This window comes from Actinosynnema sp. (genome assembly GCF_052038725.1).
Map to the genome: position 1 here is coordinate 1 of NZ_JBQGCX010001524.1, position 16,097 is coordinate 16,097.

Annotated in this window: 12 protein-coding genes and 2 tRNA genes; 8 read left to right on the plus strand and 6 right to left on the minus strand. The window is 75.4% G+C overall.

The window, feature by feature from the left end; all coding sequences use genetic code 11:
* Positions 1-289 precede the first annotated feature (289 nt).
* Positions 290-2,437: a Cache 3/Cache 2 fusion domain-containing protein gene (locus tag ACTUAL_RS32035; RefSeq protein WP_440902850.1), complete on the plus strand. Its 2,148-nt coding sequence runs from the start codon at positions 290-292 to the stop codon at positions 2,435-2,437.
* 81 nt (positions 2,438-2,518) lie between these two features.
* Here the strand turns inward: ACTUAL_RS32035 and ACTUAL_RS32040 are convergent, their stop codons facing one another.
* Positions 2,519-3,187, minus strand: coding sequence for a hypothetical protein (locus ACTUAL_RS32040; RefSeq protein ID WP_440902851.1), 669 nt, complete (start codon positions 3,185-3,187; stop codon positions 2,519-2,521).
* 158 nt (positions 3,188-3,345) lie between these two features.
* Between ACTUAL_RS32040 and ACTUAL_RS32045 the strand changes: the two genes are divergently transcribed.
* Positions 3,346-3,430: transfer RNA gene (locus tag ACTUAL_RS32045), tRNA-Ser, on the plus strand.
* A 69-nt stretch (positions 3,431-3,499) separates the two neighbouring features.
* On the opposite strand, the gene ACTUAL_RS32050 is transcribed toward ACTUAL_RS32045, so the two are convergent.
* Positions 3,500-4,117, minus strand: coding sequence for a TetR/AcrR family transcriptional regulator (locus tag ACTUAL_RS32050; RefSeq protein ID WP_096491065.1), 618 nt, complete (start codon positions 4,115-4,117; stop codon positions 3,500-3,502).
* A 94-nt stretch (positions 4,118-4,211) separates the two neighbouring features.
* Between ACTUAL_RS32050 and ACTUAL_RS32055 the strand changes: the two genes are divergently transcribed.
* Positions 4,212-4,619 carry a RidA family protein gene (locus tag ACTUAL_RS32055; protein WP_096491064.1) on the plus strand — a complete coding sequence of 136 codons (408 nt, stop codon included), beginning with the start codon at positions 4,212-4,214 and terminating at the stop codon, positions 4,617-4,619.
* Between the two features lie 63 nt (positions 4,620-4,682).
* Here the strand turns inward: ACTUAL_RS32055 and ACTUAL_RS32060 are convergent, their stop codons facing one another.
* The 4 genes from ACTUAL_RS32060 to ACTUAL_RS32075 all read right to left on the minus strand — a co-directional run bounded on the left by ACTUAL_RS32060 (position 4,683) and on the right by ACTUAL_RS32075 (position 8,821).
* Positions 4,683-7,148: an endonuclease/exonuclease/phosphatase family protein gene (locus tag ACTUAL_RS32060; RefSeq protein ID WP_440902852.1), complete on the minus strand. Its 2,466-nt coding sequence runs from the start codon at positions 7,146-7,148 to the stop codon at positions 4,683-4,685.
* A 557-nt stretch (positions 7,149-7,705) separates the two neighbouring features.
* A tRNA-Ser gene (locus ACTUAL_RS32065) sits at positions 7,706-7,793 on the minus strand.
* A gap of 57 nt (positions 7,794-7,850) precedes the next feature.
* Positions 7,851-8,309: a nucleoside deaminase gene (locus ACTUAL_RS32070; RefSeq protein WP_440902857.1), complete on the minus strand. Its 459-nt coding sequence runs from the start codon at positions 8,307-8,309 to the stop codon at positions 7,851-7,853.
* Positions 8,310-8,329: 20 nt separating this feature from the next.
* Positions 8,330-8,821 (minus strand): tRNA adenosine deaminase-associated protein, encoded by a 492-nt coding sequence (locus ACTUAL_RS32075; RefSeq protein ID WP_096491062.1) that lies wholly within the window; start codon positions 8,819-8,821, stop codon positions 8,330-8,332.
* Between the two features lie 79 nt (positions 8,822-8,900).
* Here ACTUAL_RS32075 and ACTUAL_RS32080 point away from each other — a divergent pair, with 79 nt between their 5' ends.
* The 5 genes from ACTUAL_RS32080 (at position 8,901) to ACTUAL_RS32100 (ending at position 15,943) form a co-directional block, all read left to right on the plus strand.
* On the plus strand, positions 8,901-10,136 hold the full coding sequence (locus ACTUAL_RS32080; RefSeq protein WP_096491061.1) for a M20 metallopeptidase family protein: 1,236 nt from the start codon (positions 8,901-8,903) through the stop codon (positions 10,134-10,136).
* Positions 10,137-10,242: 106 nt separating this feature from the next.
* The gene (locus ACTUAL_RS32085) at positions 10,243-11,199 is read left to right on the plus strand and encodes a prephenate dehydrogenase (protein ID WP_440902853.1); all 957 of its coding nucleotides are present in this window, start codon (positions 10,243-10,245) and stop codon (positions 11,197-11,199) included.
* Position 11,200: 1 nt separating this feature from the next.
* On the plus strand, positions 11,201-12,877 hold the full coding sequence (locus ACTUAL_RS32090; protein WP_440902854.1) for a fibronectin type III domain-containing protein: 1,677 nt from the start codon (positions 11,201-11,203) through the stop codon (positions 12,875-12,877).
* Positions 12,878-12,934: 57 nt separating this feature from the next.
* Positions 12,935-14,746, plus strand: a complete 1,812-nt coding sequence (locus ACTUAL_RS32095) for a hypothetical protein (RefSeq protein WP_440902855.1) — start codon at positions 12,935-12,937, stop codon at positions 14,744-14,746.
* Between the two features lie 12 nt (positions 14,747-14,758).
* A complete protein-coding gene (locus ACTUAL_RS32100) occupies positions 14,759-15,943 on the plus strand; it encodes a thiolase family protein (RefSeq protein WP_440902856.1) in 1,185 nt (394 codons plus the stop codon).
* The last annotated feature ends 154 nt before the right edge of the window (positions 15,944-16,097 follow it).

The following is a 16,097-nucleotide window of genomic DNA, read 5'->3' on the forward strand; positions in this document are numbered from 1 at the left end:
GTCGGGCCGCACCACCGAGATCACCGGCAACATCACCGGCGTCGCGGGCTCGGCCGCCGCGACCTCGGACGGGGCGCGCACGACCACCGAGACCATCGGCGAGCTGGTCGCCGTGGCGGGCGACCTGGAGGCCGTGGTGGATCGCTTCCGCTACTGACCCGCACCGGCCGCCGGGGCGCCCCGCGCGCTCCCGCACGACCGCTCCCGGCACCGGGGGTGTCACCTCTTCGGGTGGCGCCCCCGGTGCTTTTTGGCTCAGCAGCACCCTTTTTCTGCCGATTCACGAAACATGAAGCGCACACGTGTGACCACGCTCAACCTGGGGCTCGGTCACCGGTTGCTGGCGTTGAGCATCGGCACGGTCATCGCCACCGCCGGTGTTCTCGTGGTGGTCGGTGCCTGGCAGAGCGACAAGTTCAGCACCGCAGCTGCGGGCAACGTAGCCGAGCTGATCCAGACCGACACCGACCACGTCACCTCCGGGGTGAGCACCCTGACCCGCACCGCGGGCGAGGCCATCCAGGAGAGCGTCAACAGCAGCATGAACGTCGCGAACGCCGAGCTGGCGCAGCGCGGCGGTCTGCGCCTCGACGGCTCCTCCACCACCTCGTGGAAGGCCGTCAACCAGCTCACGCAGGAGGCCACCGACATCACCCTGCCCAGGGCCGAGGTCTCCGGGACCTGGCTGGGCCAGAACCGCGACCAGTCGACCCCGACGCCGCTGGTCGACGACATCCGCTCGATGGTCGGCGCGACCGTCACCGTCTTCCAGAAGATGGACGACAAGGGCGACCTGCTGCGCGTGGCCACCAACGTGCCGAACAAGGCGGGCGAGCGCGCCATCGGCACCTACATCCCCGTCACCGCGCAGGACGGGACGCCGAACGCGGTCGCCAAGGCGATCAACTCGGGCACCTCGTACCGGGGCGTGGCCAAGGTCGTCGACACCTGGTACATCGCGGCCTACGACCCGATCAAGAACGCGAACGGCGACGTCATCGGCGCGCTGTACGTGGGCATCCCGCAGGACAAGGCGATCGCCCAGCTGTCCCAGGCCATCTCGGACACCACCGTGGGCGCCAACGGCCGGGTGACCGTCTACAGCACCTCGGCCGCCGACAAGGGCCGGATCATCGCCTCCACCGGCGGCAAGGACGTCGGCACGACGAACGCGGACGCCACCGACGCGAACGGCGTCAAGTACGTGGACGAGATCGTCTCCAAGGCCACCTCGCTGGGCGAGGGCCAGGTCTTCAACGCGGTCTACCAGCTGCCCGGCCTCGACGGCGAGCCCGCCGCGGCCTCGCCGACCAACGTCGTCTACTACGGCCCGTACCAGTGGGCCATCGCGGTCTCCTCGTACGGCCCCGACTCGGAGGGCGCGATCGAGGAGGTCGAGCAGGGCCGCAGCGCGATGCTGTGGGCGTTCGTGGTCGCGGCCGTGCTGATCGCCGCCGCCGCCGCGCTGGTGTCGCTGATCTGGGCGCGCCGCATGACGGCCCGCCTGCGCGGCCTGACCGGCGCGCTGACCGCGCTGTCCGAGCGCGACCTGACCGTCCAGGCGAAGGTCGGCGGGAACGACGAGATCGGCGAGATGGGCACCGCGCTCAACACCGCCGTCGGCGAGCTGCGCGAGCTGATGTCCGGCATCTCCGAGGCGTCCAGGCGGGTCGAGGAGACCTCGCGGAACGTGTCGTCGACCGGCGCGAAGCTGTCCGACTCGGCGTCGAGCGCGGCGGAGCAGACCAGCAACGCCGCCGAGGCCGCCGCCGAGGTGACCAGGAACGTGCAGACCGTGGCGCACAGCTCGACCGAGATGGGCTCCGCGATCGCCGAGATCTCCCGCAACACCCAGGCCGCCGCGGCGACCGCGCACGACAGCGTCGAGCGCACCCGCCAGGCGTCGGACGTCATCGCCGAGCTGAGCGCGGCGAGCGCCGAGATCACCGACGTGGTGCGGACGATCAGCAGCATCGCCGAGCAGACCAACCTGCTGGCGCTGAACGCCACCATCGAGGCGGCGCGGGCCGGTGACGCGGGCAAGGGCTTCGCGGTCGTCGCGGGCGAGGTCAAGGACCTGGCGCAGGAGACCGCGCGGGCCACCGAGGACGTGTCGCGCCGGGTCGAGGCGATCAACTCGGGCACGACCAGGGCGATCGAGTCGATCGCGGCGATCACCACGGCGATCGACAGCGTGAACGAGTCGCAGTCGGCGATCGCGGCGGCGGTGGAGGAGCAGTCCGCCACCACCGACGAGGTCAACCGCAGCATCAGCCTGGCGTCGGACCACAGCTCGCAGATCGCGGTGCGGCTGAACCAGGTGAGCTCGACCGTCGAGAGCACCAGGGACGCCGTGCGGATGTCGGCGGACGCGGCCGAGGAGCTGAGCGGCACCGCCCGCCAGCTGACCGACCTGGTCGGGCGCTTCACGCTCTGATCAGGGGTTCGACCGGTTCGGGTTCTCGGACCACCGAGGGCGCCGGGGACTCCCCCGGGCGCCCTGGGTGGTTTCCGGGTCTCAGCGCCTCGGCGGGAACCGGCCGGTGGCGGGCAGGGCGGCCAGGACCGCCAAGACGGCCCACAGGAGCAGGACGACGAGGGGTCCCCACAGGTCGTTCGGCAGGCGGGGCGCGCCGAGGAGCAGGGACAGCCTGGCGAGGTGGCTGACCAGGAAGACCCCCGCGACCGCCAGGACCAGCCAGTGCGCGAACGGGCGCCGGAGGAAGCCGAGCACCACCACGGCGACGGCCAGGAGCGCCTGGACGAGGAGGACGGTCAGGTAGGCGGCGTGCGAGGGGAGCGGGAAACCGGGGTAGAGGTAGCCCCAGGCCGCCACCGAGCGCAGCTCGCGGAAGTCGAGCGAGGCGGTGAGGTCGAGGACCAGCAGGAGTGCCGCCGAGAGGAACGTGCACACGCCGGCCGCCAGGCACGCGATCCGGTGCAGCACCACGAGCCCGCTGGGGCCTTGGCGCTGGGCGGGGTGCGGCGGGTAGCCGGGGTGGTGGCCGGTGGGCGGGTGACCGGGCGGGCCCTGCGGCGGGTAGCCGGGCGGCGGGTAGCCGGGCGGCGCCTGCGGCGGGTAGCCGGGCGGGCCCTGCGGCGGGTAGCCGGGCGGGCCCTGCGGTGCGTGGCCGGGCGGTGGCCCGTAGCCCGGTTGCCGGTTCCACCCCTGGTGCGGTTGGTTCACGTTTCCCCCCGTGTCGTGCGCGGCGTTCGAGCGTAGCTCCGGGCGGGCGCGCGCACCGTCCTTTCGGGACGACCGCCCGAACGCGCCAGACTTCCGCGAACGGGCGGGATGACCAGCCGTTTTGGTCGGCGACTCCCTCCTCCGGTAGGCTCATCGACGGAGGATTCGCATAGTGGCCTAGTGCGCACGACTGGAAATCGTGTTGGGTTAACCCCCTCACGGGTTCAAATCCCGTATCCTCCGCAGATCAGAGGCCCGGCACCCACGTGGTGCCGGGCCTCTGGCGTTGTCGGGGGCCGCCGTGAGCTGCGGCTATCCGGCCAGTGCCGGGTCCCAGCCGCGCGCCACCGAGTCCGCGCAGCGGCCCGGCTCGTCGCCGACGCGCGCGAACAGGGCCTCCAGCAGCAGCGGGCAGTGCGCGAGGGTCTCGCGGGGCAGCGGGCCGTTCGCCACCAGCGACACCACGCCGTGGCCGACCGCCCAGCTCTGGGTCGCCAGGTCCAGCGGCGTGGCCTCCGCGCGGAAGCGGCCCGCGGCCTGGGCGCGCAGGGCCGCCTGGACCATGTGCTCCAGCGTGGCGTCGGCGGCCTTCAGGTCCTCCAGGTCGAAGTTCGCGTCGAACATGACCCGGTACAGGTCGGGGTGCTCCAGCGCGTTGCCGAGGTACGCGGCGACGAGGGCGGTCAGGTCGGCGACCGGGTCGGTGGTCACCGGGACCTCGGCGAACCTGCGGGCGAGCCGGGTGAAGCCCTCCTGGCGCACCGCCATCCACATCCCGTCCATGTTCCCGAAGTGGGTGTAGACGGCCATCGTGGACACCCCGGTGCCCGCGACGAGCGAGCGGAGCGTGATCGGCTCGCGGACGCGCAGCATGTGCGCGGCGCGCTCCACGAGGAGGGTGCGGACCGCCGGGTCCTTCTGCCTCGCCATGGGCACCAAGATACATAGCATAGCTTTGTTATGTAGTGTGGGGTGCGCCTGCCCCGGACGGGGTCGGGCCCCGCGCTACGAGGAGTCGAGAAGCATGGCGATCACGCTGGTGAACCCGGACGGGCTGCCGCAGGTCGAGGTCTACCGGCAGGTGTCGATCGGCACCGGGTCGAAGCTGGTGTTCGTCGCCGGGCAGGTGGCGCGCGACGGCGAGGGCAACCGGATCGGCGAGGGCGACCTGGCCGCGCAGGCCGAGCAGGCCTACCTCAACGTCGGCGCCGCGCTCGCCGCCGCGGGCGCGGCGCTGGACGACCTCGCCAAGCTGACGATCTACGTCGTCGACTGGCGGCTCGACCTGATGCCCGTGCTGATGGAGGGCATCAACCGGGCGTTCGCGCGGCTGGGCGGCGGTTCGCTCGCGCCCGTGACGCTGATCGGCGTCGCCGCGCTGGCCGAGCCGGACCTGCTGATCGAGATCGAGGCCACCGCCGTGGTCGAGTAGGACCCCGAGCACGGCCGAGGGCCCGGCGGCGACGTGCCACCGGGCCCTCGGCCGCTCACCCCGTCAGGGGCGGTGGAACAGGTCCGCGAGGTCCTCCAGCCCGAACACGAGGTGGTCGAGCAGCTGGTTGCCGGTGCTCGGCCTGATCTTCACGACCTGCGGGTCGTGGTCGCTGGCCTGGTCGGCGAACTCGGCGTTGATCCGCACCACGTCGTACCGGTACCGCTTGACGTTGGAGCTGAGCAGGATGTGGTCGAGGGTCTGCGAGTTGCCCTCGTACACGTAGCTGTACCGCTCGTTCGCGGGCAGCGTGGACATCAGGTCGACCACCTGGCCGCCCTCGGTGAGCTTCCTGACCACGGGGGAGAACTGGTAGTCGTTCAGGTCGCCCGCGAGCACCACGTTCGCGCCCCGGTCGACCGCCTTCACCCCGTCCACGAAGCCCTTGAGCAGGGCCGCCTGCTTGAGGCGCTGCTCCTCGGACGAGCGGACCGGCTCCTGGTAGCGGCCGTGCATGGCCTGGTCGCCGCCCTTGGAGTTGAAGTGGTTGGCGACCACGAACACCGTGCGGCCCAGGAAGGTGAACTCCCCGACCAGCGGCTTGCGGCTCGCGTCCCACGCCTCGTTCGCGGGCTCGATCCGGCCGGGCGACACCGACAGCGCGGCGCGGCCCCTGCTCCTCACCACCGAGACCGGCGTGGTGGCGTCGCCGCCCGCGCGGTCCACGAAGGACACCCGGCCGGGGTTGAACAGGAACCCGACGCGGATGTTGCCGCCGGGGGCGCCGCCGTCGGCGTTGTTCACCGGGTCGATCTGCCGCCACTGGTAGCGCGGGCCGCCCTTGGCGACGATCGCGTCGGTGAACCGCTGGTAGGTCACGCCCGCGGTGACCGTGCCGTCGTTGGTCGTGCCGTTGTCGTCCTGGATCTCCTCCAGCACCACCACGTCCGGGCTGCGCAGGTTCGCCACGACCGCGGCGGCGAGCCGGTCGAACTTGGCCTGGTCGTTGGTGGCGGCCAGGTTCTCGACGTTGTACGTCGCCACCGACAGCTCGTGCCTGCCGGTCGCGTCGGACACCTCGGGCTTCGTGCCGCCCGGCGCGTGCGCGCCCACCGACTTGGTGGCCAGGGTGTAGCCGCCGTAGTTGGTGTACTCCAGGTTGCCGACGGTGGAGCCGCTCCAGACGTCGCCGACGTCGCTCACCGGCGGGGTCGCGCTGCCCGCCTTGGCCTTGAGGCGGCCGGGGTTGGGCTGGTCGTAGCCGAGGTAGATCGTGCCGCCGCGGGCGGTCGGGTTGTCCTGGGGCCGGGTGGTGATCCAGGTCTCGCCGAAGTTGTTGGTCGGGCCGGTGACGCGGGCGTCGACGACCTCGACGAGCATCCCCTCGCGGGACTCGAAGTAGTCCAGGGCGTACCTGTCGGGCTCCAGCGGGAGCTGCTCGATGCTGCCGCCCGAGGCGGTCGGCAGGTAGCCGGCCGGGGGCGCGAGCTCCTCCGGCGCGGGCAGCGGGTTGCCGCTGGAGAGCACCGACGTGGTCGGGGCGGTGATCTCGGTGAGCGTCTGGTTGGAGTTGCTCGCCTCGGCGCCGCCGGGGCGGTACTCGGCGATGGTGCCGCTGACCAGGACGGAGTCGCCGGGCTGCACGGTCGGGGCCGCGTCGCCGGTGTAGACGAAGACGCCCTCGCTGGTGCGGGGGTCGCCGTCGGGCTGGGTGTCCTGGATCCAGTAGCCCCGGTCGCCGGTGGCGCGGGTCGCGGTGACCACGCCGGGGACGCCGGTGACCTTCTGGCCCAGCAGCGGCGAGATCCGGGTGGCGCCCTGGATGTCGCGGACGCGCTTGTCACCGGGCTGCGGGTCCGGGTCGGGATCGGGGTCCGGGTCCGGGTTCTGGCCCGCGCCCTCGCCGCGGGTGTTGACCGGGGTGGGGGCGCCGGTGGTGAAGTCCGCCGCGTTGTCGTCGCTGTCGACCAGCTGCGGGCGGGCGGCGGAGGTGGTGCTGGTGAGGGTGGCCGTGGGGCTGCCCTCGCGGACGACCGCGGTGGCGCCGTAGCCGACGAGGTCCTTGACCCTGGGGTCGGCGGCGCAGTCGGCGGCGGTCTTGCAGGTCAGCGGCTGGGCGCCGGAGACCAGCGCGACCGTGCCCGCGCCCGCCGCCATCGCGATCGTGCCGGTGGCGTCGGGGGTGGGCAGCGCCGTGGTGCCGCCGGCGCCCTTGGCCTGGGCGACGAGGTAGCGGGCGTTCGGCGCGATCGAGCCGGCGAGCGGGGTGACCTGCCACTGGCTGGCGGCGCTGGCGGAGGCCGGGAGGTACTGCACGCTCCAGCCGTCGACGGCGACCGGCGCGGAGGCGCGGTTGGCCAGCTCGACGAAGTCCTGGGTCAGCACCGCGCCGGAGTTCCCGCCGCCGCCGTAGACCTCGGCGATGAGCGCGTCCTGGCTGGGAGCCGCGGTGGCGGGTGTCGCGGACGCGATCGACACGACCGTGGCGGCTGCGGCGGCTAAACCGGCGCGGAGCGGGGTTGTTCTCAACGGGTCCTCCGTGAATTGGCGGGTCCGCAGATCCTCCCCGTAACGGGTGAACGTGGGAAGACACCGTGACTAACGGTTGACGGCAGAGGAATCACTCGAACGTGTGTTCGAGGACGTGCTAGGATCTGCCTCGGGCGCTAGCCGGTGGTCCCCTCCCAGGCACCGGCTGGCGCGCCAGTGCAGGGCGGTCGCCCGTCCGCAGGGCCGAGCCCGATCTCCCGTGGCAGCACCGGGATCCTCAGTGCCACCCACACCCACATCCCACGTTCGGGCTCCCCGCTCCGGGTGAGCCACTGCCGGTGCGCGATCGGCGAACGGGGGTGGGGACAGCTTTCCACCTCGGGGCGGGCGGGGCGGGTGACCGTTGATGGCGGCGCGGGCGGGGAAGCTGCGGTGAGCAGGGGTTCCGCGGTTCTCGGGCGAAGCGGAGTTGATGCGCCCGGACCTGGTGGATACCCCGTTCGCCGAACGCCCGCTGATCTCTTCGGGGCACGGCGCGCACGCGGTGACCCCGGAAAAGCAGAACGCCGGTCCCGCTTCGGGACCGGCGCTCTGGCTGGCGGTGGCGGTGGGATTTGAACCCACGGAGGCTTTCACCTCACACGCTTTCGAGGCGTGCTCCTTCGGCCGCTCGGACACGCCACCGCTAAGAACAATACAAGACCCCCGAACCGCCCCGCGAGGGGGGTGCCCCTAACACGATCAGCCGCTCTCCGGCCACCGCTCGGACGTGTCCCGACCTGCGAAGAAGTCCCGCACCAGCGCCGCGCACTCGGCCTCGCGCACCCCGCCGACCACCTCGGCCCGGTGGTTGAGCCTGCGGTCGCGGACCACGTCCCACAGCGAGCCCACCGCGCCCGTCTTCGGCTCCCACGCGCCGAACACCACGCGGTCCACCCGCGCCAGCACCAGGGCGCCCGCGCACATCGCGCACGGCTCGACCGTCACCGCCAGGGTGCAGCCGACCAGTCGCCAGCCGTCGCCGAGGACCGCCGCCGCCGCGCGCAGGGCCAGGACCTCGGCGTGCGCGGTCGGGTCGCCGAGGCGTTCGCGCGCGTTGCAGGCCCGCGCCAGCTCCGCGCCGTCCGGGCCGAAGACCGCCGCGCCGATCGGGATGTCCTCGCCCGCGCCCGCCGCCGCCTCGAGGGCGGCGCCGACCATCGCGTCGTACGGCGCGGTGATCACGCCTGGAGGGTGTCCAGCAGGCGGGTGAACTCCTCGCCGAAGCCGATCCGCTGGGCGATCATCTGCAGCTGCTCGTCCGGGTACAGGTCGACCTCGTCGACGATCACCTGCAGCTCGTGCTCCGGCATCCCCAGGTCCGCCAGGACCGCGAGGTCGCCCTCGGGCCACAGCTCCTCGTCCTCCTCGTCGGGAGGGTCGACGCGCAGCAGGTCCAGCACGTCGGCGGCGATGTCGTAGTCCAGGGCCGCCGCCGCGTCGGACAGCAGCAGCGACACCCCGCCCGGCACCGGGCGCAGCACGATGAAGAACTCGTCGTCCACCGCCAGGAGCCCGAACACCGCGCCCGTGGAGCGCAGCCCCCGCAACTGGGTGATCGCCGCGTCCAACTCCGACAGCGCGTCGCCGTCCAGGGTGCTGCACCGCCAGCGGTTGTCCTCCCGGACGACCGCGACCGCGAAGCCGTGCACCGGCGGCTCCTGCTCAGGCATGTGCACACCGTAGGGCCACCGGCCCCCACCCGGTAGCACAGCCCCCGCGCGGAACGCCCCGGACTGCCACTATCGGGGGATGAGCACACCCGCGCCCGACCCGTCCCAGCCCGCCGAGGACCCGCGCTTCACCGGCCTGATCGAGGAGGCCCGCGCGCTCCAGCCGCGGACCGTGGCGCTGCGCAGGCAGGTGCACCGGCACCCCGAGCAGGGGCTGGACCTGCCGAGGACGCAGGCGGCGGTGCTGCACGCGCTGGAGGGCCTGCCGCTGGAGATCACCACCGGCACGACGTCGTCCTCGGTGGTGGCGGTGCTGCGCGGGGAGCGGCCGGGGCCGACGGTGCTGCTGCGCGGGGACATGGACGCGCTGCCCGTGCGGGAGGAGACCGGGCTGGACTACGCGTCGGAGGTGCCGGGCGCCATGCACGCGTGCGGGCACGACGCGCACGTGGCGATGCTCGCCTCGGCCGCCCGGCTGCTGTCGGGCAGGCGGGACGCGCTGGCGGGCCAGGTCCTGTTCATGTTCCAGCCCGGCGAGGAGGGCCACCACGGGGCCCGGTTCATGCTGGAGGAGGGCCTGCTCGACGCGGCGGGGGCGCGGCCGGTGAAGGCGCTGGCGCTGCACGTGTCGGCGACGGTCACCTCCGGCGTGGTGCTGACCCGGCCGGGGCCGATGATGGCGTCGGCGGACACCTTCCGGGTGCTCGTGCGCGGGCGCGGCGGGCACGGCGGGATGCCGCACGACGCGCTCGACCCGGTGCCCGCGGCGGCGGCGATGGTGGGCGCGCTCCAGACCGTGGTGGCCAGGCGGGTCAGCGTGCACCGGCCCGCGGTGGTGACGGTGGGCCGGATCGAGGCGGGCACCACGAACAACGTCATCCCGGAGACCGCCCTGCTGGAGGGCACGATCCGCACCCTGTCCGAGGAGACCCGCGCGCTGGTCCACCGGGAGCTGGTGGCGGTGTGCGAGCACGTCGCCGCCGCCCACGGCTGCGCCGCCGAGGTGGAGGTGACGCCCGGCTACCCGGTCACGGTCAACGACGCCGAGGTCGCGCCGCAGCTGCTGGAGCTAGTGTCGGCTGTGCTGGGCCCGCGCTGGGCCGCCGAGGCCGAGGACCCGCTGATGGGCGCCGAGGACTTCTCCTACGTGCTGCGCGAGGTGCCGGGCGCCATGGCGTTCCTGGGGGCCTGCCCGCGCGGGGTGGACCTGGCGCGCGCCGAGCCGAACCACTCGGGCCGGGCCCTGTTCGACGAGGCCGCGCTGGAGCACGGGGTGGTGGTCTACAGCGCGTTCGCGCTGGACGCCCTGCGGTGACGCGGGGCGCGGCGCGGGGTTGGCCGCCCCGCGCCGCGCCGGGGGCCTGGCGCGGGGCGGCACCGGCGCTCGTCGTCACCGACCGTGTGCGGGCAGGATGGTGCCCGTGCGTGAGCTGTGCGTGGTCGGGTTGGGGTTGATCGGCGGTTCGGTGCTGCGGGCGGCGGTGGCCGCCGGGTGGACCGCCTGGGGCGCCACGGCGTCCGAGGAGGACGCCGGGACGGCGCGCGCCGACGGGTTCGACGTGGTCGACCTGGCCGAGGCGCTGGCCCGCGCCCAGCGCTCGGACGCCCTGGTGGTGCTGGCGGTGCCGCTGCCCGCCGTGGAGCGGGTGCTGCGGATGCTGCCCGCCGGGGTGCGGCTGACCGACGTGGTGAGCGTGAAGGGCCCGGTGGCCGACCTGGTGCGCCGCTGCGCGCCGTCCGCCCGGTACGTGGGCGGGCACCCGATGGCGGGCACCTCCGCGTCGGGCTGGGCGGCGAGCGACGTGGCGCTGTTCCGGGGCGCGGCGTGGGTGGTGGCCGCCGAGGACGGGTGCGACCTGGACGTGCTGGGCGACGTGGTGCGGCTGGCGCTGGCGGTGGGCGCGCACGTGGTGCCGACCGACGCGGACGAGCACGACGTCGCGGTGGCGCGGGTGTCGCACCTGCCGCACGTGCTGGCGGCGGTGCTGGCCAGCGTGGGCGCGGAGGGCGGGCCGCTGGCGCTGGCGCTGGCCGCCGGGTCGTTCGGCGACGCGACGCGGGTGGCGGGCAGCGACCCCGACCTGGTGCGCGCGATGTGCGAGGGCAACCGGAACGCGCTGCTGGGCGCGGTGGACGACGCGCTGGGCCGGTTGGGCGCGGCGCGCGGGTCGCTGGCGTCCACGGGCGGGCTGGCGAAGACGATCGACGCCGGGCACGCGGCGCGCGGGCGGCTGGACGCGCTGCGCGCGGCCGAGGGCGCCGAGGTGACCGTGGACCTGGCCGCGCGGGACGCCCGCGAGGCGCTGCGGGCGGTGGGCGCGCGCGGTGGGCGCGTGGTGGCGCTGGACGGGACGACCGCGCTGGCGAGGACCTTCTGACGTGCGGCGGGGCGCGGCGTTAGCCGGGGCGGCGGTGCTGCTGGTCGGCGCCGTGGTGGTGATGCGCGAGCTGTCCGCGCCGGTCGGCGAGCCGGAGCTGGCCGGGCGCGCCCGGTACCTGACCTCGTCCGCCACTCCGCCGCCGCCCTCGGGCCTGCGGGCCGCGGCCCTGGACGCCTCCAGCGCGCGGGTGTCGTGGAACGTGCCCGCCGAGCGGGCGCCCGCGGGCTACGAGGTGCGGTGGGGCGACCGGGTGCGGCACGTGCCCGGCCCCGAGGTGGAGCTGACCGGTCTCGCCCCGGACGCGCCGGCGCGGGTGGAGGTGCGGGCGGTCGGCGCGCGGGGCGCCCGGTCGGCCGCCGCCGAGGTGGCGGTCACCCCCGGCGTGGGCGCCGCGAGCCCGGTGGACCTGCCCGGCGTGCCGCTGCGGGCGTTCGACGGGCCCGAGTCGGTGCGCCCCGACCTGTGGCGGGTGCTGCGCGACCCGGTGCCGCAGCACACCGGCGAGTGCGTGCGGGGCGGCTCGGGGCGGTTGCTGGCCGCCTGCCGCACCGCGGACCTCCAGTCGAACACGCCGCTGGTGCTGCGCGAGCGGCCGGAGGACGGGCTGCGCGGCCGGGTCGCGCTGGAGGCGGCGGGCCCGGTGGGCGACGGCGCGCTGTCGCTCGTGCTGGTGCCCGACCGCTGGCGGGACCTGGGGCCGCTGGACGTCGAGCGGTGGCCGTCCGGCTCGGTGGTCATGACCGTGCGGGACGGGAGCGCGGTGCTGCGCGCGGCCGGTGGCCTGCAGACCGTCTCGCAGCGGGCGGCGCCGTTCTCGACCGGGGTGCGGCACCGCTGGGAGGTGCTGGTGCGCGAGTCGTCGGTGGTGGCGCTGCGGGACGGCGAGGTCGTGGCCGAGCTGGGCGGGATCACCCTGTCGGGTCGGTTCTGGCCCCGGTTGGTGCTGCGCCAGGACAGCCGGGTGGAGCTGACCGCCTTCGGCAGCGCGGGCGCGCCCGCCGAGCTGTCACCGGAGCGGGTGATCCCGCTGCGGTTGGACGGGGTGGACGCGACGACGGGCGCGACCCGGCTGTCGACCGACGCGGACCTGTCCGGCGTCACCTCCACCAGGTTCGCGGGCTTCGCCGAGGAGGGGTTGCGCGAGCTGCTGGTGGTCGGGGGCGGCCGGGAGGTGCGGGCCGACGTGCTGGTCAACCGGGGGTTCGAGGTGGGCATGGGGGGCGGGGCCGCGCTGGCCGTGGCCGACCTGCCGCCGGGCACCGGCTCGGTCGAGCTGCGGACCGGGGCCGTGGACGCCGGGGTCGCCGGGCACCTGGTGGTGACCGGCGGGGAGGTCGGGACGCCGGTCCTGGACTCCTGGTCGCCGCCCTTCCCCGCGGCGCCGCCGGTGCGGACGCGGTTCGCCCGCGACGGCGACCGGGTGCGCCTGGTGGTGTCGCTGCTGGACCCGCAGGCGCGCGAGCTGCTGCCGCTGCGGGAGCTGCGGGTGGACCTGGACGGCGAGCGGCTCGCGGTGGTGCCGCTGGGCGGCTCGCTCGGCGGGGTGCACGAGTTCGAGGTGTCCGGGGTGGAGCCCGGCGCGCACCGGGTGCGGGTCGAGGTGGAGCCGGAGCGGCTGGACTCCGCCACTCCGGTGCGGGAGGCCGAAGTCACCCAGTCGCTGCCGCCCCGCTAGGTCTCGACCGCGCAACGGGCGAGTGACCTGGCTCACCCCCACCCCTAGCGTGGGGCCGTGGACCGTCGCAGGATCGGGTTCTTCGCCGCGGGCGCGGTGCTGTTCGCGGGTGTGGTCGTCGTGCTGCGCGGGGGCGGCGCCCCCGGTCCGGCGGACGCCGGGATCACCGCGCAACCACCGCCGCCGACCTCGCTGACGGCGTTCGCCTCGGACGGGGTGCTCGCGCCCTCCCCCGGCTCGGTCCCGGACGCGCCCGAGGGGTTGGAGGCCGCGCCGGGGCCGGGCAGCCTGGTCGTGGCCTGGACCGGCGGGGCGCCCGGCTACGAGGTGCGCTGGGGCCTCGGCGACGTGTCGCGCACCCGGCTGGTGACCGGGTCGCCGGTGGAGCTGCGGCTGCCCGACGGGCGGGAGCAGCGGGTCGAGGTGCGCGCGGTGGACGGGTTCGGCCAGCGGTCCGCGCCCGCGTCGGTCTCCGGCGCGCCGGGGCCGGTCGGGGTGTCCGAGCCGGGCGCCTACCACCTGCTGGACCGGTTCGAGGGGGCGTCCGCGCCCGATCCGGCGCGCTGGCGGCTCACCGCCAAGCCCGGTTGCGCGCGGGCGGGCGCCGGCTCGGACGAGGAGGCCGCGGCGCTGGTCGTGGCCACCACCTGCGCGGGCGTGCCCGCCGTGCTGCGCTCGCGGGCGCCGCTGGTGCTGCGCGAGGACGGGGCGGAGCTGGGGCGGTTCGCGGTGGGCGCGGGCGCGCCGATCGCGAACGGCGAGCTGGCGCTGGAGCTGGCGCCCGGCCCGGTGGCCGCGCTGTCCGGGGCCGAGCTGCCGCCGGGGGCGCTGCGGCTGCTGGTGCGGGCCACCGGGGGCTCGGTGACCGCGCGGGTGCTGACCGCCGAGGGCGACCGGACGCGGGAGCTGCGCCCGCTGGACGGCGTCGCGCCAGGCACCGGGCACGTGTGGGAGCTGGTGCTGCGCCGGGACGGGGCGCTGGTGCTGCTGGACGGCGAGCCGGTGGCCACCAGCCCGGTGGTGCCCGCGTGGCGGGAGGCGACCGCGCTGATCTCGGTGTCCGGGCCGATCGGGCAGCGGGTCCCGGTGTGGCTGGCAGGCTTGGGCGGCGCGCCGTCCGCCGCTCCCCCGCTGGTGGGGCCGGTGCGGGTGGAGGTGACGCCGCAGGGCGGTGCGGCCGGGTCGGGGGTGGGCGCGCCCGCCGGGCAGCTGCGGCTCACCGTGTCGCACGCCCTGTCCCGCGAGCGCGACGAGCCGCTGGTGGCCCTGGTGTCCGGGGTGCCGGTGCCGCTGCGGCGCGCCGTCGACGGGGCCCCGTTCCGGGCGGACACCGGCCTCCCGCTGGTGGGGGACGTGCCCGCCGGGGTGGCCTCGGTGTCGCCCGACGGGGTGGTCGGGGTGCGGCTGGACCTGGGGTTCGACGCCACCGCGACGCACGCCGAGCTGGAGCTGGGGCCGGGCGGGGCGGTTCCCGTCGCGGCCAACCCCGAACCGGGGCCGCCGCAGAGCGCGCTGCCCCGGCCGTCCGCGCGGGTGCTGGACGCGTCGGGCCGCCCGCTGCCGCCGGGCACCCCGGTGCCGCGCGGCCGGGTGGTGGTCGAGGTGGAGCTGGTGGGCGCGCCCGCCCAGCACGGGCTGGCCGGGCTCGCCGGGTTCGGGCTGTGGCTGGACGGGACGCGGATCGCCTCGGTGCCAACGGCGGTCGGCGGGCCCGCGGTGGCCGGGACCTACCGGGTGGCGGTGAACACCGGGGCGCTGCCCGGCGGGCCGCTCTCGGAGGGCCCGCACATGGTGGAGGCGCGGCTGTTCGGCACTTCGGGGTCCACGCGGCCCACCTCGGCTTTCGCCTCGTTCTTCGCCGCTCGGTGACAAGATGGTCACATGCAGCGCCCACTGATCCTCGACGCCGCCCGCACGCCGTTCGGCCGTTACCGGGGCGGGCTCTCCGGTGTCCGGGTCGACGACCTGGCCGCCCTGCCGATCTCCGAGCTGCTGCGCAGGCACCCGGACCTGGACCCGGCGCGCGTCGACGACGTGCTGTACGGGAACACGAACGGGGCCGGTGAGGAGAACCGGAACATCGGGCGGATGGCCGCGCTGCTGGCGGGCCTGCCGCCGACGGTGCCGGGCGCGGCGGTGAACCGGCTGTGCGCGTCCGGCGGCGAGGCGAGCGTGCAGGCCTCGCGCGCGCTCGCGATGGGCGACGCGGACGTGGTCGTGGCGGGCGGGGTGGAGGGCATGACCCGCGCGCCGTTCGTGGTGCCGAGGCCGGACCGGCCGTTCGCGGACCGGCTGGAGCCGGTGTCCACGGCGCTGGGCTGGCGGCTGGTGAACCCGAGGATGCCGTCCGCGTGGACGGTCCCGCTGGGACGGGCCGCGGAGCAGGTGGCCGCCGAGCTGGGCATCACCCGCGAGCGGATGGACCAGTACGCGCTGCGCTCGCACCGGCGGGCGTCGGCGGCGTGGGACGCGGGCGTGCACGACGGGTTCGCGTTCCCGGTGCAGCTGCCGGACGGGTCGGCGGTGCGCAGGGACGAGTCGGTGCGGCCGGAGACGAGCGCGGAGAAGCTGGCGAAGCTCAAGCCCGCGTTCAGCGACGGCGGCACGGTGACGGCGGGCAACTCCTCGCCGCTCAACGACGGCGCGGCGGCGGTGCTGCTGGGCACCGAGTCGCTGGCCGCCGAGCTGGGGGTCACCCCGCTGGGCGAGGTGCTGGGGTCGGCGGTCACGGCGGGCGAGCCGCAGCGGTTCACCCTGGCGCCGGTGGGGGCGATCCGGAAGCTGCTGGGGCGGCTGGGCATCGGCGGTGCGGACGTGGACCTGTGGGAGATCAACGAGGCGTTCGCGGCGATGGCGCTGTCGGTGCTGCACCACCTGCCCGAGGTGGACCGGGAGAAGGTGAACGTGCACGGCGGGGCGATCGCCTACGGGCACCCGCTGGGGGCGTCGATGCCGAGGGTCGTGGTGGACCTGTGCAGGCACCTGCGGGCGCGCGGCGGCGGCGTGGGCGTCGCGGCGGCGTGCGTGGGGGTCGGGCAGGGCATGGCGATCGCGGTGCGGGTCTGACCGGGTGGTGAACGGCGGCGGGGGGGGGGCCCCCGGCCCCCCCCCCCCCCCGCCGTTCACCACCCGGTCAGACCCGCACCGCGATCGCCATGCCCTGCCCGACCCCCACGCACGCCGCCGCGACGCCCACGCCGCCGCCGCGCGCCCGCAGGTG